Source organism: Chitinophaga costaii, assembly GCF_900094705.1.
In the GTDB taxonomy this organism is placed as follows: domain Bacteria; phylum Bacteroidota; class Bacteroidia; order Chitinophagales; family Chitinophagaceae; genus Chitinophaga; species Chitinophaga costaii.
Map to the genome: position 1 here is coordinate 104,176 of NZ_FMAR01000011.1, position 19,351 is coordinate 123,526.

Here is a 19,351-nt window from a genome sequence, read left to right on the forward strand (position 1 = left end):
GTTGCTAATTTAAATAGATAGGACTTCTAACAATATAGTAGCGAATGATCCAACAGGGTCATTCGCTTTTTTCATGCATTATACATGCAGCATTCCATCCTTATCTCGCTGTACCCTTCCTTCGGAAATAAGGAATTGCAGCACCTCAAAAAACACACTTTCCTCCACACCCGGCAATTGGGCTAGCAGACCGGAAACGTCTGTAGGCATACTTTTCAGGGCAGCGCAGATTTTATCCGTGCATGCAGTGAAACGATCGTTGTTCAGGGGAGTGATTTTCTTTTGCAGGCACACATCGCATACGCCACAATCCTCCTGTAAGGTTTCTCCAAAGTAAGTAACCAGTATACGCGTCCGGCACTCCGTGTGGTTGCGGGCGTAGGCGGTCATGGCTGCCAGGCGCTCTTCGTAAGCCTTGCGCCGCTCCATGACCCGTTGCATATTAATGCGCAATTGCTGCACGCCCACCCGTTCCTGGAGGAAACAAAGCTGGGGCTTGTCGCGGCGGGGTTCATATTGCAGGATACCACTATGATCCAGCCAATGCAGGTGGGCCATGATCTCGTCTTCTTCCTGCAATAAAATACGGTCTAACTGCCGTTCGTAAATACGTACCGGCACATCGAAAATACCTTCGTAGGTACGCAGCAATGCCTTGATCAGTGGCGACACCTGGGGGTGCGCCTCTTCAAAAGCATACAATGTTTGCTTATTGGTCACGAACCCCACGCGCGAGGGCAGTAAAATGCTCTCGCTAAGCTGTAACACACCTTCCTGCTCCAATATGCGGATGGCGCTGTACACCACGGTGATATTGAGTTTAAACGTGCGGGCAAAATCGTTGATATCAAAATCGTAGTATTTACCTTCCGAACTGCCAATGGCCACGTGCAGGTAATTCACAATACACTGGTACACCTCCCGAATCTCCGCTTCCTGCGGAAATTGCAGCGCCACGCGCGATTGCAGGTCATCCAGGTCGGACTCGTGGCATAGCAGTACTGCGTAGGCTTTTTGTTCGTCGCGCCCCGCCCGCCCGGCTTCCTGGTAATAGGCTTCCAGACTGTCCGGGATGTCGTAGTGAATGACCAGGCGTACATCCGGCTTGTCGATGCCCATGCCGAAGGCGTTGGTACATACGATCACGCGGGTATCACCTTTCAGCCAGTCGTCCTGGCGCTGGTGGCGCTGGGAAGCGGGCAGGCCGGCATGGTAAAACTGGGCGGTAATGTCCTGTGCCTGTAGCAACGCGGCAATGTCCTGGGTACGCTTGCGGTTGCGGCAATAAATGATGGCGGAGCCAGGCACTTTATGCAGGATTTGTTGCAGCTGTGCCATGCGCCCATCTTCAAAACGTACGCTGTAGGAAAGGTTGGCGCGGGCAAAACTTTTAGTAAACCGCTGCGCATTCCGCATCCGGAGTTTCTCCACGATATCGTCCTGCACCCGTGGCGTGGCCGATGCCGTGAGCGCCAGCACCGGCGCTTTGGGAAAAAAATTGCGTATCTCCGCCAGCAACAAGTACGCTGGCCTAAAATCATAGCCCCATTGCGAAATACAATGCGCCTCGTCTACCGCGATAAGCGATACCGGCAACCCATCACAGTAATCCTGAAAACGCTTACTCAGCAAGCGTTCTGGCGATACGTATAAAAATTTATAAAAACCCCGGCGGGCATTTTCCAGTACCGTTTCCACCTCGGTGATCGTCATGCCGGAGTAGATAGCATGTGCAGGTATCTCTTTTTTACGCAGGTTTTGCACCTGGTCTTTCATAAGGGCAATGAGTGGGGTAATCACCAGGCACACACCTTCTTTCAGCATGGCCGGCACTTGGAAACATACCGATTTACCGCCACCGGTAGGTAGCAGCGCCAACGTGTCTTTCCCTTCCATCACCGCCTCAATAATTTCGGCCTGCAACGGTCGAAAAGCGGTGTGGCCCCAATATTCCTGTAGTATGTCTAATGCGGTGGTCAAGATGCTAAGTTAGCCGATGTTTTTGTAACGCAGCCGAATGGAATTAATGGCCAGTACTACGTCGGAAATGGCCATTACGCCGGCGGCCAGGATAGGGTTCAGGAAGCCCAACGCGGCAATGGGGATGGCGATTACATTGTAGGCAAAGGCCCAAAATAAATTCTGCTTAATGGTGAGATAAGTATGCTTACCCAGTCCCAGTGCCAGCGGCAAACCCGCCAGGTCGTTCTTGAGCAGCACCACATTGGCACTTTGCATCGCTACCTGGGTGGCATCGCTCAGGGAAATACCAATGGTGGCTTTGGCCAGTGCCGGGGCATCGTTAATGCCATCGCCGATCATGGCAGTGGGGCCACGCTGCAGGATTTCATCCATGCGTTGTAATTTTTGCGCTGGCATTTGTGCGGCATAAACTTCCGTAATGCCCAGTTGCTGTGCAATGGCATTACACTTATAAGCCGTGTCGCCACTAAGCAGGATGGTGCGGATGCCTTTGTCTTGCAACGTTTTCACTACCTGTGCAGCATTGGGGCGCAGCTCATCGGCCAGGTTTACCCAGCCGGCCAGCTGCCCATTTTTGAGCAGGTAGATGCTGTGGGTATCGTCGTTGGTTACCAGATTAGCAAGGGCATAGGCGCCCAATTGCCATACATTGCCGGCCTTATCTTTGGCCCGCATGCCCAGGCCCTTTACTTCCCGCACCTGTAGCAACCCCACATCCCCGGCCCCTTTCCAGGCATTCACTACAGAACGGGCAATGGGGTGGGAGGAAAATTTTTCCAGGCTGTACACCGTAGCCCGGAAGGTGTGGTCATCCATGTCTTCGAAATAATACTCGCCTATTTGCAGTTTGCCGGTAGTAAGCGTACCTGTTTTATCGAACACCACCTGGCGGATATCTTTGAAGGCTTCCAGGGTATGGGCGCCCTTGATCAGTATTCCATGGCGCGCTGCGCGGCCCAGGCCTACCATTACCGCTGCCGGCGTAGCCAGGCCCATGGCGCAGGGGCAGGCAATGACCAGCACGGCGATGGCCCGCATCATAGCCGTTTGTAAAGGGGTATGTCCGATAAAGAGCCAAGCCAGGAAAGTAAACAGCGCAATGCCCAACACCAGGGGCACAAAAATGGCGCTGATCCGGTCGGCCAGTTTTTGCATGGGCGGTTTGTTGTGCTGCGCCTGCCTTACCAGTTCAATGATATAACTAAGTACCGTGTTTTTGCCCGTGGCGGTGATGAAAACCTTTACTGTACCAGATTCCAGGATAGTGCCGCCTATTACTTTATCTTTTTCTTTGCGCTGTACCGGCTCACTTTCGCCATTAATCATTGCTTCATTGATGGTGGCCTGGCCCCAGTAAATGGTACCATCCATCGGCACTTTATCGCCGGTGTTGATGAGTACCTGGTTATCTACTTCCTGTATTTCCTCGCGGCCATCTTCCCCGGTGGTCAGGAGGCGGGCGCTGGTTTTTTGCAGTTGCACGAGGGAGGTGATGGCAGTCGTGGTTTGTTTCACCGTTCTTTCTTCCAGCAGGTTGCCCACAAATACCAGCAGGATAATGGAAGCCGCCGTTTCGTAAAAGAGATAATCGTGCCCCAGCTGAAAGATGGTACCATACAGGCTATACCCATAAGCAGCCGTAGCGCCCAGGGCCACCAGTACATCCATATTGGCCACGCCATTGCGCAGCGAGCGCACGCCGCTACGGCCAAAATACCAAAGTCCCATAACATATACCGGGGTACTCAGGGCCAGCTGTACCAGCGGCTGTTGCAGCGCCGGCCAGGGCAGCCACATATGCAGCAGCAGGGGCAGGGTGAAGATGGCACAGAAAATTGCTTTGAAGGAAAGCGTTTGCCAAAAGGGAATGGCACGGGCTTCCTCATCTGGCATTTGTACCGTATAGCCCAGGCCATGTATGCCTTTCAGCACTTCGCCTACATCGGCACCAGTGGGCGGCTGAAAGCTTACCTCATCTGTGGCAAAGCTTACGTTTACATCGGCCATGCCTTTGTTCTCTAAATATTTGGATACCGACAAAGCACAGTTGGTACAGTGCATGCCGATTACTTTGCAGTGAATTGTTTCCATGGTATTGGTCGCGCTTAATGCGTGCTATTGTGTAAGACAAATTTACCGCATCGTGCGGGCGTATGCATAAAAATTATTGCAACGGCACTTCAATTAGGAAGACCGCCGCCTTGGGGAAATGCTGTAATTTTGCGGCATGGAACGCATTTTCACGTATGAAGCGCTGCCGGAAACGGCCCGTTTGTTCTGGGAAAAATTTTCCGCCGCTACCGTGTTTGCCTTTGATGGGCAGATGGGCGCCGGTAAAACTACTTTCATAAAAGCCCTTTGCGCTGCCAAACAGGTAGCAGACGTTACCTCCAGCCCTACCTTTTCCATCATCAACGAATATCATTATGCTAGCCCTGCGGGCCATGATCAATGCATCTATCACCTGGATCTTTACCGCCTGCGCAATGAGCAGGAGGCGCTGGATGCCGGCGTGGAAGATTGTTTGTACAGTGGGGGTATTTGTTTTGTGGAGTGGCCGGGCATTATAGCCAACCTCCTGCCCCCAGATACCGTGCTGGTGCAACTGGAAGCGATGCCCGATCAAAAAAGGCTGCTAAGGGCAGGCCCTGCTTTTCGCAAATAACAGTATCTTTGGAAACACCATCATTTTACCTTCAATTAATTGGCTTATCATATGGAGCAGCGGCAAAAACCGGTTGTGAGTGCGGGCTTTACTTATTCTCCATTGGAAGAGATGTTAGACATCCCTCAGAAAAATACCCGTCTTCATATTGGTATTCCCAAGGAAACTTCATTCCAGGAAAACCGTATTGCGCTTACGCCTGACGCTGTAAGCATCCTGACACACAACGGGCATAATATCGTGGTAGAACACGGTGCCGGCGACGGGTCTCACTTCTTCGACACCGACTACGCAGAAGCCGGCGCAGAAATACATTACGACAAGGCATCGGTGTTTAAAGCAGATATCATCCTCAAATCGGCCCCGCTGAATGACACGGAGATAGACCTGCTGCGGCCTCACCAGATTGTGATCTCCCCTATACACCTGGCGGCCCTGCAGGCCGAGCAAATGCAGCGGATGATGGATAAACGCATTACCCTGCTCTCTTTCGAAAACCTGAAAGACGATGCTGGTACTTACCCCATCGTACGCGCGATGAGCGAGATCGCTGGCGGAGCTGTGATGCTGCTGGCCGGCCAATACCTTAGCAACGCACACCACGGCAAAGGCATTTTGCTAGGTGGTGTTACCGGCATTCCCCCTACCAAAGTGGTGATCATCGGCGCTGGCATAGTGGGCGAATTTGCAGCCCGTACAGCCCTGGCCCTGGGATCTTCCGTGAAAGTTTTTGATAATAATATTTACAAACTGAAACGCCTGCAAAACAATATCGGCGTGCGGGTATTCACCTCCGTGGTGCATCCCAAGGTGCTGGCCGAACAGCTGCGCAATGCGGATGTAGCCGTGGGCGCGCTTTCTTCCAGCAACGGCCGTACGCCGGTAGTGGTGTCAGAAACCATGGTGAGCAACATGAAGGCAGGCGCCGTGATCGTGGACGTGAGCATAGACCGGGGCGGCTGCTTTGAAACTTCCCACATCACCAGCCACGAAAATCCCATCTTCAAAAAATACGACGTAGTGCATTACTGCGTGCCCAATATCGCCTCCGGTTTTGCCCGCACCGCCTCGGAAGCCATCAGCAACGTGCTCATGCCCCTGCTCATAGAAGCCGCAGACGACGGCGGTTTCGAGAACCTGGTATGGATAAAACGCGGCGTGCGCAATGGCATTTACCTCTACAAAGGCGCGCTCACCAATTATCATCTCAGCGAGCGCTTTAAATTGAAGTATACGGACCTGGAGCTGCTGCTGGCGGTGAAAAGGTAGTATGTAGTAAGTATTACTTAACACATGTGATGACTCCATACACCCAAAAGCGAAGGCCGGAAACATAGCGCTTATTACAGTTCCAGCTTACTCATCCACTTTCCTACTCCTGCTGCCAGCAGCGTCAGTGCGCGCAGATTCGCGTTACGCCGAGGTTCTATAACAAAATATAAAAGACACAGTGTCAATTCCGCATTTGTAAATGATAAAAAACGGTTAACTAGTGGATTTGAAATAAATTCTAACCAGGTTAATTTCTTATTTTACAATAGCTTTAAATAATAAAGCACGGCAATTTGTGCAGCTGGTCAAACCAAATTTTTATGAAAAAGCATGCCCATGTGAATCCGGTTTTTTATGGCCTCCAATCTTCGCGTAAAGAATCATTTACCGGAACCATAAATGCGCTCAAAAAAAAGATGAACCTTGACGATATGGACCTGGCAGATGAAACAATCTGTAAAGCGCTCAATATTGATATGGAACAGTTCGCTACTTATTGGGAAGCGGATGAGGCACCTAAAGCGATATTTGATGCCCTTAAAACTGCCTATCCAACCTTTTTGAAAGGTGTTGAAGTTACCAAGATTTCATTTGAAGAATTCCAGGAAGACCCTTTGGAGGTAGAAAGAAAACAAGCTGCTCAGGATCAAAATGAATAGCGCTATTTGCGGCCTGCGGCTGAAATACTGACTTTTCCTTGGATAGAATAAGCAATGTGCCTGGGGCATCGAAACGCCAGACTTCTTGCAGCTATAGCAACATAGCCAGCTCGTTCCCCTGCAGGAAGCCGGAACCAGCTGACCACCTGGAATACGCAATACCGACTACTTATATCACTACACCTGCAGGTTAAATCCAAAATAAATAGCCGCCAGGATCGCCGCACCTACGATGATGCGATAGTAGCCCCACATTTTAAACCCATATTTTTTCAGGGCGCCGATAAAGAATTTAATGGCCAGCATGGCCACTACAAAAGCGATCACGTTACCAATGAGCAATAGTTTCAGGTTGTCATGATTGGCCATGATCAGCTCCCGGCCTTTCAGCAATTTATAACCGGTAGCCGCCGCCATGGTAGGTACGGCCAGAAAGAACGAAAATTCCGCCGCCTCGCTCCGGGTGAGCTTTTGCTGCATACCGCCCACGATGGTAGCGGCGCTGCGGCTTACCCCGGGAATCAATGCCAGGCATTGAAAGAAACCTATGCGCAGGGCCTGGAAGGGCGTGACTTTTTCCACGCTGTCGATCTTAGGATTCGTGAACATTTTATCTACGAACAATAAGAAAATACCTCCCAACAGCAGGGTAATACCCACGGTGAGCGGGCTTTCCATGAGGGCGTCGATCTTATCGGCGAAAAGATAACCGAAGATCAGCGCTGGCAGCACCGCGATGAAGAGTTTAAAATAAAAAGCAAAACGATTTTTGTCGAACACGAAGAACTTCTTCCAGTACAGCACTACCACGGCCAGGATGGCGCCCAGCTGGATGGCTACTTCATACAATTTTACAAATTCGTCTTTGTTGATGCCCAGCACCGAGCTGGCAATGATCATGTGACCGGTGGAGGAAATGGGCAGGTACTCCGTGAGCCCTTCCACGATAGCGAGTATAATGGCCTGTATCAGGTTCATAATAAAGATTTGGCAAAAAATAAGGACATACAAAAAGCGATGGATCCCATCGCTTTTTGTGAAAATTGCAATATCATCAACACCGGCTTAGGCGGTTTTTTCTTCCACCGGTTTAAAATCTTTGGGTTTGCGCATGATGGCATATGCCTCGATGCCCAGGCCGATCAGGATCACGATCGGGGCCAAGGTAATACGGCGCCAGCTGTACACCTCTTCCGGTTTAAAGCTGTTGGGATCATTGCTGCCACCACCGGTCATCAGCAGGAAGCCCACTACGATTACCACCAGGCCAACTAACATGATCTTGTAGCTTTCTTTGGAAAACAGGAAACGGTTATCTACTACCACTGCTGCTTTGTCGGCTTGCTTTTCTGCCGGCTTAGCCGACTGTCTAACTCCTTTAGCCATAATAATTTTTAAAATTGGAAAGCAATATACGATTAATGTTGAACTCCCAACACCAAAACCGCCCAAGCACGGCCCTGACACGCCGAATGCCCAGAAAATAGGGTCCAGTACCGCAGCATCAATACAGGTCGTCCAGCTTCAGGCGCAGGTACTTCATCACAGAACGGTGGGTACTGGTGAGGCAAATGCCCACACCCAATACCAGCATGCCCAGGAATAATATGCCGATCATGAAATAATCGCTTAGCCCACCGAATTCCGGCAATAGCTGGTTGGTGCCATACAGCACGCCCACCAGGCCTATAATGGCCAGCAGGGCGCTAATGCCCCCATTGATGATACCGCGCAGGTCAAAGGGCTTGGCGATGAACCAACGGGTAGCGCCCACCATCTGCATGGTTTTGATGAGGAAGCGGTTGCTAAACATGGCCAGGCGAATGGTATTGTCTATAAGTACTATGACCACCAGGGCCAGCAGCACACACAAGGCCAGGATCACCAGGCCTATCCGGCGTACATTTTCGTTCAATTTGTCTACCAGGGCGCGTTGGTAGGATACTTCCCTCACGGCAGCATTCCGGGTAAAGGTGTTTTCTATTAACTTCAGGCTATCAGCATTCACATAATTAGACTTGGCCTTGATGTTGATGCTGGCGTAGAGTGGGTTATATCCTAGCAGGCTGGTAAAATCCTCTCCAAAATCTTTCTTAAAGCGCTGGGCCGCCATATCTTTGGACACATACTCAATGGAACGCACATAAGGCTTGGCCGCTATAGAATCTTTGAGCGCCTGGGCCTGGGCATCTTTCACATTATCCCGCAGGATCACCTGGATCTCTACGCTTTCCTTGAAATATACGCTCAGCTTATTGGCATGAATAACAATAAGCCCCAGCGTGCCAAGCAGGAAAAGCACCAGGGCTACCCCGATGATGGAGGATATGTAGGAAGGGCTGGATTTTTTCGATGAAGATTTCCCTGTTTGCGCCATTAGTCCACGGTTTATGGGCGAAAATAACAAATATGTTTAATTTTGCCGTCCCAACAGATTTAAATAGTTAACAAATTCAATGCCGTTGGCAAACAATGCCTTATTATTGTTTGCTTACCGCATCTGAAAAGACAGGATACAAGATTTTTATGGAATACAATTTCAGGTCAATCGAACAAAAATGGCAGCAGCAGTGGGAGGCTACCCATGCCTACCGCGTTAGCAACGACTCGGACAAGCCCAAATGTTACGTACTCGACATGTTCCCCTACCCCTCCGGTGCCGGCCTGCATGTGGGGCATCCGCTGGGATACATCTCCAGCGACATTTACGCCCGCTATAAACGCCTCAAAGGCTTTAATGTGCTGCATCCCATGGGTTACGATGCCTTTGGCTTGCCTGCCGAACAATATGCCCTGGAAACCGGTCAGCACCCGGCCGTAACCACGGAAAATAATATTCATACTTTCCGTAAACAACTGGACAATATCGGTTTTTGCTACGACTGGGAGCGCCAGGTGAAAACCAGCGAACCTGCTTACTATAAATGGACGCAATGGATTTTCCTGCAAATATTTAATAGCTGGTTTAATCGCCATACCCAGAAAGCGGAACCCATACACACCCTCATACAAGTATTCGAAAAAGAAGGCAACGTGCGCCATGAATGCCCCGGCGACCGTCATTTGCACTTCTCTTCGGCCCAATGGACCGCCTACGACGAAGCCACGCAACTGAATGTACTCATGCAGTACCGCCTGGCCTTCCTGGCCTACGCAGAAGTAAACTGGTGCGAGGCACTGGGCACCGTGCTGGCCAATGATGAAGTGGTAAACGGCGTAAGTGAGCGCGGCGGATTTCCCGTGGTGAAAAAGAAAATGCGCCAATGGTTTATGCGCATCACCGAATATGCTAACCGCCTGCTGGAAGGCCTGGAAACAGTAGCATTCAGCGATTCCATGAAAGAAATGCAACGCAACTGGATTGGAAAGAGCCAGGGTGCAGAAATAAAATTTGCCATCAAAGGCGCGCCTGCGGAGGAGTTCATTACTGTGTACACCACCCGCCCCGACACTATTTATGGGGTAGATTTTATGGTACTGGCCCCCGAACACGACCTGGTAAAATTAATTACCACCCCGGAACAACAAGCCACCATCAACAGCTACCTCGATTACGTGCAAAGTCGCTCCGAGCGCGAACGCATGGCCGAAGTAAAACAAATTACCGGCGCTTTCACGGGTGCATACGCCATTAACCCGATCAGCGGTCAGGAAGTGCCGGTATGGATCTCCGAATATGTACTGGCCGGCTACGGCACCGGCGCCATCATGGCCGTGCCCTGCGGCGACCAGCGCGATTTTGGCTTTGCCAAACATTTCAATATCCCGATCACCAATATCCTGGGCGGCGATTTCAATGGCCAGGAGGCCAATCCTACCAAAGACGCCATCCTGCACAACAGCGGGCCGCTTAACGGTACGCCCATGCGAGAGGCCAGCGAAGTGGTGATCCGCGAGCTAGAACATAAAAGCATTGGCCGCCGCCAAATCAATTACAAAATGCGCGATGCAGGTTTTAGCCGCCAGCGCTATTGGGGGGAGCCATTTCCCATTGTTTTCAAAAACGGCGTTGCCTATCCGGTTGACGAAAAAGAACTGCCACTGGAACTGCCCCACATCGAAAATTATAAACCCGGCCCCGAAGGCGAAGGCCCATTGGCCAACGTGACGGAGTGGGTGAACATAGCCCCCGGCGTACGCCGCGAAACCAACACCATGCCCGGTTATGCCGGCAGTAGCTGGTATTTTCTGCGTTATGCCGATCCGCATAATACAGCAACATTCGCCAGCCGCCACGCCACCGATTACTGGAACCAGGTGGATGTATACGTGGGCGGCACCGAACACGCCGTAGGCCACCTGCTTTATTCCCGCATGTGGACGAAAGTACTCTGCGACCTGGATTTCATTGGCTTCGACGAGCCTTTTAAAAAGCTGATCAACCAGGGCATGATACAGGGTTCCAGCCGTTTCGTGTATCGCGTGAAGGGTACTAACCAATACGTATCCCTGGGCCTGAAAGATCAATACGAAACCGACCGCCTGCATGTAGATGTAAACATTGTTGACGGCATATTGCTAAATACGGAAGCCTTCCGCCAGTGGAAAGCGGAATTTGCAGATGCCACTTTCCTCCTGGAAAATGGCCAGTACCTGTGTGGCACCGAGGTAGAGAAAATGAGCAAGAGCAAGTACAACACCGTAAACCCTAACGAACTAGTAGAAAAATACGGTGCAGATACTTTCCGCATGTACGAAATGTTCCTGGGCCCCGTGGAGCAGTCTAAACCCTGGGATACAAAAGGCATTGAAGGGGTACACCGCTTTCTGAAAAAACTCTGGCGCCTGTTCTATGACGAACAGAAAGGCTGGATCGTAACCGGGGAACAACCCGCCCCGGAGGCGCTAAAAATATTGCATAAAACCATCCAGAAAATTGACTACGATACGGAGCATTTTTCTTACAACACAGCCGTAAGCCAGTTTATGATCTGCGTAAACGAGCTGGCCACCCTCAAGGCCCGCCAGCGTGCAGTGCTGGAGCCTTTGCTAATATTACTGGCCCCTTATGCCCCGCACATCGCGGCAGAACTGTGGCATACACTGGGCCACGAAAGTAGCATACTAGACGCCACCTACCCCCTTTTCGACGAGCAATATGTAAAAGAAAGCGCCTTCAATTACCCGGTAGCCATCAACGGCAAAACCCGCCTGGAAATGAGCCTCCCCCTAGACGCCGACAACACCACCATTGAAGCCGCCGTCTTAGCCAACGAAGACCTCAAAAAATGGCTGGAAAACAAACCCGTCAAACGCGTCATCATTGTTAAAGGCCGCATGGTAAACCTGGTTATTTAATTATGAATTATGAATTATGAATTATGAATTATAAATTATAAATTATAAATAATTTTGAGAGAATAAAAAAAGTAGCGCCACTTTCCTTACGGAGTGGCGCTACTTTTTTTTATATTATGAACCTCATTTTCAACCTGGGATTCTATATACATCTACTGATAACTAAAGACAAGCATAATTCATAATTCATAATTCATAATTCATAATTAATAATTCATAATTCATAATTCATAATTCATAATTCATAATTAATTCACTTTTGTTTTATCGATCCGGGTCGGCGTATCCTTGCCGCTTACAATTCCAGTGGCGCTGAGGGCGATGGCTTTGATGGTGTTGGTGATGTTGGTGATGTCCAGGCTTTTTACTTCGTCGCTTACGCTGTGGTATAATTTGTCGGAATCAATTTGGTCGGTGGAAATGGTGTGGGCGGGTACACCTAAACGGGCCAGGGTGGCGTTGTCAGAGCGGTAAAATAAGTTTTGCTCCGGATAGGGGTCCGGATAGAATTTGAAGACGGAGCCTTCCAGGTTTTTTTGCAGGATGGTGCCGAAATCACTGCGTTCATAGCCGGTGATAAAAGCACTGTTTACCCCAAATTTAGCTTCCTTGCCGATCATCTCTATGTTGAACATCGCTACAACGCTGTCTGCATTTAATTGGCGGGAAAAATAATGAGAACCGTAGCCGCCAATTTCCTCTGCGGTGAATGCTACGAAAACAAGCGTGCGCTCGTTGTTGTGCAAGTCATGAAAATGTTTGGCCAGTGCGATTACCGCGGTGGTGCCGGAAGCGTCATCGTCGGCGCCGTTAGCAATGCTGTCTTTCGCTTCATTGGCCGGGAGAATGCCCAGGTGGTCATAATGACCGGAGAACACCACGTATTCGCCCTTTTTGCTTTTGCCGGGCAGTATGCCCACTACATTATTCAGCGGCGACTGTTCAATATTTTGTTCCACCAGCAAGTTCCAATTATTAATGATGCTGTCTGCCGGACGTTTCAGCACAAACACCACGCTCTTGCTGCTGTCTAGCGTTTCACGGGCGCTGTTGTTAAAATAGCCGCGCAGTTGTTCAAAGGCAGTGGCATGTTTGGCATCTATCCAAACCAGCGTGTTGCGGGTAGCCTGCATGTTTTTGCGGATGGCATCAAAGAACACGTCGTCGGGACCAATTTGCTCAATGGCAACGCGGCTATCCGCAGCCGTCCAGCCAATGTGGGAGGCGGCGCTGCGCAGCAGTACATTGTTTGCGGTGGCCGGGCTACCGTTTACCTGCAGTGATATGCTGGAAGGCTCCAATTTGTAAATGGCAAATTCCTGCCGGTAGCTTTTAGTGCCGGGAAGTGGCTGAAGACCGGCCTTTGCAAATTCCCTTTCAATAAAGGCCGATGCCCGCTGAATGTCTGGCGTAAAGGTTTTACGGCCCCGCATCTCGTCCGATGCCAGCGTGCTAACAATCCGTTTTACTTCGCTTTCTTTAATATCTTGCTGGGCATAAAGGGCGCAGGCGCTTTGTAATACCAGTAAGCCCGTGAATAAAATTTGGGTACGCATAGTGGGTGGCTAGGTTTAGTCACGTAAAATAAAGCATTCTTGCTATTTTTGCCTTGGGTTAATTGTTAATCGGGGAATACCCCTTAACGAAAGGATTAACACATGCATATGTCCAATCCGCAATTACGGCCAGACGAACAACGGCTCAGCGCCGCCGAAAAGGAATTTGAAAACACCATCCGGCCCCGGGAGATCGTTGATTTCTCCGGGCAGGAACAGATTATAGAAAACCTCAAAATATTTATCAAAGCAGCCAAAATGCGGGGTGAAGCCCTGGACCATGTATTGTTTCACGGCCCTCCCGGCCTGGGAAAAACTACCCTGTCGCGCATTGTGGCCAATGAACTGGGCGTAAATATCAAGGAAACTTCCGGCCCGGTGATCGAAAAACCCGGCGAACTGGCTGGCCTGCTCACCAACCTGGGCGAACACGACGTGCTTTTTATCGACGAAATACACCGCCTCAGCACCGTAGTGGAGGAATATCTTTATTCCGCCATGGAAGATTTCCGCATCGACATCATGATCGATAGCGGCCCAAATGCCCGTTCTATACAGATCAATTTACAGCCCTTTACACTCATTGGTGCTACCACGCGTTCGGGCCTGCTCACGGCCCCACTCCTGAGCCGCTTTGGTATTAAATCACGCCTGGAATACTATTCTGCGGAATTATTGCAGAAAATCATCTGGCGCGCCGCCGAAATCCTGGGCACCAAAATCACCTCCGACGCTGCCATGGAAATAGCCCGTCGCAGCCGTGGCACCCCCCGTATTGCCAATGGCCTGCTTCGCCGCGTACGCGATTTTGCACAGGTGATGGGCAACGGTGTAATAGACCTCGCCATTGCCCAATACAGCCTGCGTGCACTTAACGTAGATGAATATGGCCTCGATGAAATGGATAATCGTATCCTCAACGTGATTATCGAAAACTTTAAAGGCGGCCCGGTGGGCATTACCACCATTGCTACGGCAGTGGGCGAAGAAGCGGGTACGCTGGAAGAAGTATATGAGCCGTTCTTAATTCAGGAAGGTTTCATTAAGCGTACACCCCGTGGACGAGAAGTAACGGAAAAGGCATATGTGCATTTGGGAAAAACGCCGCATACCAAGGGGGGAGGGTTGTTGTTTTAATGTTATTTAAATTGCCTCATCATTTATAAATCAGGTAGCATTCCTACCAGCATAGCATGCTTAAAAAAAGCGCCGCAATCTTTAGGAATGCGGCGCTTTTACAGAATATCCTTGCCTATAACTATTCTTGTACTACCAGCCGGAAACCATTTCCATGGATGTTCACGATCTCAATATGTGTATCATCCTTCAAATACTTGCGCAGTTTTGCAATGTACACATCCATGCTGCGGCCATTGAAATACGTGTCGCTACCCCATATCTTTTTAAGGGCCAGTTCCCGCGGTAACAGGTCGTTTTTATGTTCGCAAAGCATGCGCAGCAACTCGTTTTCTTTGGGAGAGAGGGTTTGCGTTTGTCCGTCGTGTTCCAGACTGCGGAGTCGGGAATTAAAGTGGTAGCGCCCCACCTGAAACTCGTGCAAGTCTTCTTCCTTATTAGAAAGCTCCTGGTTGCGTTTCAGGATGGCCTTGATCTTTAGCAACAGTAATTCGCTGTCGAAAGGCTTGGAAATATAATCGTCGGCTCCCAGTTTATATCCCTGGATAATGTCTTCCTTCATGGTTTTGGCAGACAGGAAAAACAGGGGAATATCGGGATCTACATCGCGAATTTCTTCGGCCAGTTTAAAACCGTCCATGTTGGGCATCATGATGTCCAGCAGGCAGATATCGAACTTTTCCCGGCGGAAGGCGGCCAGCGCCAGTATGCCGTCGCGGCTCAGTTCTACATCGTAGTCGTTCAGTTCCAGGTAATTCTTTAGTACCATACCCAGGTTGGTGTCGTCCTCGGCGAGTAATATTTTAGGCTTACGTTCTTCCATGTGCTGCAATTATACTGACAAATATACTTTTTATCTGAAACCGGCGCGCGCAGGTGGCGTGCCCGGCAGTGTATGTTTTGTTAAAGTTTGGGACTAGCGCTTGTCGATGAGGGAAGTAAAGGCATAACGCAGGTTCTTGTATTCTATCATATCCACTTTAATACTGCCCACAGAAATAGGGCTATCTATGCGCAGAGGTACTTTATTGGCATCGTCGCTCACCCATACCGTCATCTGTTCTCCACCGGTGAAGGCTGTACCTTTCAGTAGCAAGGGTTTGAACTTAATAGCCCGGAACTTTCCAAAGCGGGTGTCTACTTCCTCCTTGCCCAGATAACGGATATAAATTTCATATACCTGGTCATCGAGATACATATTGAAGGTGATCTTATCGTTTACTTTGTATTTGTTGAAATCAATATTGCGGGCGTAATACACGGCACTGATTACATCCTGCACACAGTGTGGCGTAGTAATCTTTTTTTTGGTGCTGGTGGCAGTGTTGGCTTCATGATCAAAGGATACATCATGGTTTATCTTATATCCGCCTTCATTCACATTGCGTAAAAACTTATAGGGCTGTAGCGTAGCGGTGTCGATAAAAGATTCGTAGGTATCCCTCACTTTAAAAATCCAGTCGTAGGAGCGGTAGGTTTTGCCAAAGGCTGTAATGTGGTATACGTCCCGGCCATCAAGTTTTTCACTGGCTACTACGAGGGTAGCTTCGCCGGCGCCTACATAAATTTTACCGAGGTTGTAATATACTTTAAGGGTAATAGCTTCGCCGGCGCGGTAGCTGGTGTTGCGCAAACCGCAAAAATCCTGCGCCCGCACCGCGCTAAATAAGAGTATACTGAGAAGTACTAGTAAACAACGCTTCATTTGACGGTGGCTATTTTTCCCTGAATATTTTAATGCCCAGCAGCAGCACAATTCCCAGTATGGCAGGAACACAAAGGTTAATGACCCAGATAGCAGCCGTAGCGTAAATAATGCCGGCAGTATTGTTACTGAGCTGACGCAATACATATACGCTTACCTGCCCTCTTACCCCTAGTTCCACCATGGCAAATGTGGGAATAATTGCCAACGCCAGATAAATCACACTGTTCATTAAAAACCCTTGCCACCAAACGATTTCCACCCCTAACGCTCCAAGCAAAATCAAATACTGTGCCGAGAAGACCATGTAACGGATGGCCGATAAGAGCAGTAAAATGCTTAATTCACGGGGTTTATAACGTGCTACGATGGCTACAAAAATGCGGACTTTGCGAAGAACAGGTATCTTCTCAAACAAGGTCACGATCCATTGCAACCGAAAGTAAAGTATTATCACGAATATGCAAACCAATAGCAATACCGCCAGCAGGAATTTCTCCCAACGAGGGTCCATCACCGCTTCATTGCCGGCACTGAGGGAGTAATGATACAGGTAATAAGCCAGGCCTATTAATCCAAAAATAATGGTGGTGATCAACTGGCTGAAGCTACCTACAATGGTTACTGCAATGCCCTTTATCTTGTTCTTATTTTTGAGGTACAATACGCGGCCACCGTACTCCCCCACCCGGTTTGGCGTATGAATGCTGAGTGATACACCCGCCAGGGTGGCACGGAAAGCCCGGATAAAGGAGATGTGTTCCAGCCGGTTTACTAACAATTGCCACTTACGCGCCTCAATCCCCCAGTTGACCAGCATCAGCGCCAGTTGCACGGCCAGGATACGTAGCACCCCACCCACCGTGAGGTTACTGCGTATGGTCTGATAGGCATGATCCAGGTGGGGCTGACGAATTACCTGCAGGTACATCAAATACCCTAAGCCTGCAAATAAGACCCCGCCTACCCCGTATTTGAGGATTGTTTTTGTACTTTTGTTCAGACGAATAAATTTGGGCAAAAATACGCTGTTGGTTGACAAACACTTCTAAAATAATTCTGGGCATCGACCCTGGCACCCTTGTAATGGGTTATGGCCTGATCCGCATTGAACAAAAGAAGGCTTCCCTGATCGACATGAACGTGTTGAAACTTTCCAAACATAAAGATCATTACGAACGCTTACAATTAATACAGATCCGGGTACAGGAACTCATCGCCCAGCACAGGCCTGCTGTTTGTGCCATTGAAGCCCCTTTTTTTGGGAAAAATGTACAAAGTATGCTAAAATTGGGCCGCGCCCAGGGGGTGGCCATCGCCACTGCCATGCAGGCTGGCGTAGCCGTATCGGAATATTCCCCCAAAAAGGTAAAACAATCCATTACCGGCAATGGGAATGCAGATAAAGAACAGGTATGGGCCATGTTGCAACGCATCTTGCTGTGTGGCGAACGCCCGGACTTCCTCGATGCTTCCGATGCCCTGGCGGTAGCGGTTTGCCACTTCTTCCAGGAAAATAATCCATTATCCGGTTTGGGAAAAAGTAAGGGCTGGGACCAGTTTTTACAAGACAACCCTGGCAGAATAGTGAAGTAATAGCAAAGCTGGTGGCCCATCTTCACGTATACACACGCATAATACCGTTACTGGCAACGGGTCGTCAAAGGCATTCCTACGGCTAGTGGCCCGCCCCACAGATTTTTTAAATCGGGAAATTGTATTTATTTTGACAAAAATCTCCTTTTTTTAATCCCTGGCAGAAGACCCGGCGTATTTAACTATACTATGAATCTGATTCAAGACCATAAATGGCTATCCATGGTATATTTATATGATTTTACTATTAATCAGCATCACAGATGGATATGAAAGCAAGAATCCTCCTGGTAGAGGATGATGAAAATGTGGGTGCGGTCACTAAAAAAAAGTTGGAAGAAAATGGTTATGAAGTATTTCATTGTACAGACGGACAAATGGCTTGGGACCAGTTCGTTATGCGCAATTTCGATATATGCCTTCTCGACGTGGTGATGCCTAAAAAAGATGGGTTTACCCTGGCCCAGCAGATCCGCAGAAAAAACGACCTTATTCCAATCTTGTTTCTCACGTCCAAGTCTATGGACGAAGACAAGATCACCGGCTTTAAAACCGGGGCAGATGATTACATTACCAAACCTTTTAGCATGACGGAACTGCTCATGCGCATAGAAGTTTTTATAAAACGTACTCGCAGCAGTTCCAATACACAGCCCTCCGTGGAAAAAAGGAGCCGCTATACCGTGGGTAAGTTTGTATTCGACTACGCCGAGCTTCGCCTCACCTTCAGCAGCGCCGCCGCCTCCAGTACCCTTACTCAAAAGGAAGCCGACCTCCTGAAGTTCCTCTGTGAAAACCCCAATAAAACGTTAAAACGCGAGGAAATCCTGTACCACGTATGGGGTAAGGACGACTATTTTCTGGGCCGCAGCATGGATGTTTTTATTACCAAATTAAGAAAACATTTTAAAGCAGACCCTGACATAAAACTGGAAACGCTCCATGGTGTGGGCTTCCGGTTTAACGTTCCTCAAAATTAGCCAGTATTTTTTCCTGGATTCCCTTAAACTGTTCCGGTGATAATTTCAGCTTAGGACGGGAAAAATTCATATCGTCTACCCCATTAATAGGAATAAGATGCATGTGCGCATGCGGCACCTCCAGCCCTATCACGGTAACGCCTATCCGGTTACATTCAAAACTCCGCTCCAGCGCTTCTGATACTTTTTTAGCAAATAACAGAAACTCGGCAAGGTATACGTCGGGTATCTCAAAGAATTTGTCTACCTCCACCTTCGGCACCACCAGTGTATGTCCTTCGGCCAGGGGGGCAATGTCCAAAAAGGCATAGAACTTATCATTTTCTGCAATGCGGTAACTGGGAATATCCCCGTTAATGATCTTCGTAAATATGGTCATGGGAGCAGGTATTAAATATTGAGTAGGCGTAACAATGTACGTTGTAATAGGTATTGTGCGAGCTATATTATGCTGCCACGGTACATGGCAAAGAAAAGCCGCTCTCAGCAAGCGGCTTTTC

General features: G+C 49.2%; 17 protein-coding genes. 7 read left to right on the top strand and 10 right to left on the bottom strand.

The window, feature by feature from the left end:
- Positions 1–78: 78 nt before the first annotated feature.
- Together GA0116948_RS15080 and GA0116948_RS15085 are read right to left on the bottom strand one after the other, a co-directional pair.
- Positions 79–1,980 carry a RecQ family ATP-dependent DNA helicase gene (locus GA0116948_RS15080; RefSeq protein WP_240619211.1) on the bottom strand — a complete coding sequence of 634 codons (1,902 nt, stop codon included), beginning with the start codon at positions 1,978–1,980 and terminating at the stop codon, positions 79–81.
- A gap of 9 nt (positions 1,981–1,989) precedes the next feature.
- Positions 1,990–4,074, bottom strand: a complete 2,085-nt coding sequence (locus GA0116948_RS15085) for a heavy metal translocating P-type ATPase (protein ID WP_089713703.1) — start codon at positions 4,072–4,074, stop codon at positions 1,990–1,992.
- A 136-nt stretch (positions 4,075–4,210) separates the two neighbouring features.
- Here GA0116948_RS15085 and tsaE point away from each other — a divergent pair, with 136 nt between their 5' ends.
- The 3 genes from tsaE (at position 4,211) to GA0116948_RS15100 (ending at position 6,579) form a co-directional block, all read left to right on the top strand.
- Positions 4,211–4,648 carry a tRNA (adenosine(37)-N6)-threonylcarbamoyltransferase complex ATPase subunit type 1 TsaE gene (gene tsaE, locus GA0116948_RS15090; RefSeq protein ID WP_089713705.1) on the top strand — a complete coding sequence of 146 codons (438 nt, stop codon included), beginning with the start codon at positions 4,211–4,213 and terminating at the stop codon, positions 4,646–4,648.
- 51 nt (positions 4,649–4,699) lie between these two features.
- Positions 4,700–5,917, top strand: coding sequence for an alanine dehydrogenase (locus tag GA0116948_RS15095; RefSeq protein ID WP_089713707.1), 1,218 nt, complete (start codon positions 4,700–4,702; stop codon positions 5,915–5,917).
- 323 nt (positions 5,918–6,240) lie between these two features.
- Positions 6,241–6,579, top strand: coding sequence for a hypothetical protein (locus GA0116948_RS15100; protein ID WP_089713708.1), 339 nt, complete (start codon positions 6,241–6,243; stop codon positions 6,577–6,579).
- A gap of 177 nt (positions 6,580–6,756) precedes the next feature.
- Here GA0116948_RS15100 and GA0116948_RS15105 read toward each other — a convergent pair whose 3' ends face one another.
- From GA0116948_RS15105 to GA0116948_RS15115, 3 genes are all read right to left on the bottom strand, one after another.
- Entirely contained in the window at positions 6,757–7,557 is an 801-nt protein-coding gene (locus GA0116948_RS15105) for an undecaprenyl-diphosphate phosphatase (RefSeq protein WP_089713710.1), read from the bottom strand.
- 87 nt (positions 7,558–7,644) lie between these two features.
- A complete protein-coding gene (locus GA0116948_RS15110) occupies positions 7,645–7,965 on the bottom strand; it encodes a DUF3098 domain-containing protein (protein ID WP_089713712.1) in 321 nt (106 codons plus the stop codon).
- Positions 7,966–8,083: 118 nt separating this feature from the next.
- On the bottom strand, positions 8,084–8,956 hold the full coding sequence (locus GA0116948_RS15115) for a cell division protein FtsX (RefSeq protein WP_089713714.1): 873 nt from the start codon (positions 8,954–8,956) through the stop codon (positions 8,084–8,086).
- A 149-nt stretch (positions 8,957–9,105) separates the two neighbouring features.
- On the opposite strand from GA0116948_RS15115, the gene leuS reads away from it, so the two are divergent.
- Positions 9,106–11,877: a leucine--tRNA ligase gene (gene leuS, locus GA0116948_RS15120; protein WP_089713716.1), complete on the top strand. Its 2,772-nt coding sequence runs from the start codon at positions 9,106–9,108 to the stop codon at positions 11,875–11,877.
- 248 nt (positions 11,878–12,125) lie between these two features.
- On the opposite strand, the gene GA0116948_RS15125 is transcribed toward leuS, so the two are convergent.
- Positions 12,126–13,433, bottom strand: a complete 1,308-nt coding sequence (locus GA0116948_RS15125; RefSeq protein WP_089713717.1) for a M28 family metallopeptidase — start codon at positions 13,431–13,433, stop codon at positions 12,126–12,128.
- 108 nt (positions 13,434–13,541) lie between these two features.
- On the opposite strand from GA0116948_RS15125, the gene ruvB reads away from it, so the two are divergent.
- Positions 13,542–14,570, top strand: a complete 1,029-nt coding sequence (ruvB, locus tag GA0116948_RS15130) for a Holliday junction branch migration DNA helicase RuvB (RefSeq protein ID WP_089713719.1) — start codon at positions 13,542–13,544, stop codon at positions 14,568–14,570.
- A gap of 121 nt (positions 14,571–14,691) precedes the next feature.
- Here ruvB and GA0116948_RS15135 read toward each other — a convergent pair whose 3' ends face one another.
- From GA0116948_RS15135 to GA0116948_RS15145, 3 genes are all read right to left on the bottom strand, one after another.
- Positions 14,692–15,393, bottom strand: a complete 702-nt coding sequence (locus tag GA0116948_RS15135) for a response regulator transcription factor (RefSeq protein ID WP_089713721.1) — start codon at positions 15,391–15,393, stop codon at positions 14,692–14,694.
- 93 nt (positions 15,394–15,486) lie between these two features.
- A complete protein-coding gene (locus tag GA0116948_RS15140; protein ID WP_089713722.1) occupies positions 15,487–16,275 on the bottom strand; it encodes a DUF3108 domain-containing protein in 789 nt (262 codons plus the stop codon).
- Between the two features lie 10 nt (positions 16,276–16,285).
- A complete protein-coding gene (locus tag GA0116948_RS15145; RefSeq protein WP_089713724.1) occupies positions 16,286–17,206 on the bottom strand; it encodes a lysylphosphatidylglycerol synthase domain-containing protein in 921 nt (306 codons plus the stop codon).
- Between the two features lie 104 nt (positions 17,207–17,310).
- On the opposite strand from GA0116948_RS15145, the gene ruvC reads away from it, so the two are divergent.
- Both ruvC and GA0116948_RS15155 read left to right on the top strand, forming a co-directional pair.
- The gene (gene ruvC, locus GA0116948_RS15150) at positions 17,311–17,871 is read left to right on the top strand and encodes a crossover junction endodeoxyribonuclease RuvC (protein WP_089713726.1); all 561 of its coding nucleotides are present in this window, start codon (positions 17,311–17,313) and stop codon (positions 17,869–17,871) included.
- Between the two features lie 269 nt (positions 17,872–18,140).
- Positions 18,141–18,851, top strand: a complete 711-nt coding sequence (locus GA0116948_RS15155; protein WP_089713797.1) for a response regulator transcription factor — start codon at positions 18,141–18,143, stop codon at positions 18,849–18,851.
- On the opposite strand, the gene GA0116948_RS15160 is transcribed toward GA0116948_RS15155, so the two are convergent.
- A complete protein-coding gene (locus tag GA0116948_RS15160; RefSeq protein WP_089713729.1) occupies positions 18,832–19,230 on the bottom strand; it encodes an HIT family protein in 399 nt (132 codons plus the stop codon). The genes GA0116948_RS15155 and GA0116948_RS15160 overlap by 20 nt on opposite strands.
- Positions 19,231–19,351: the final 121 nt, after the last annotated feature.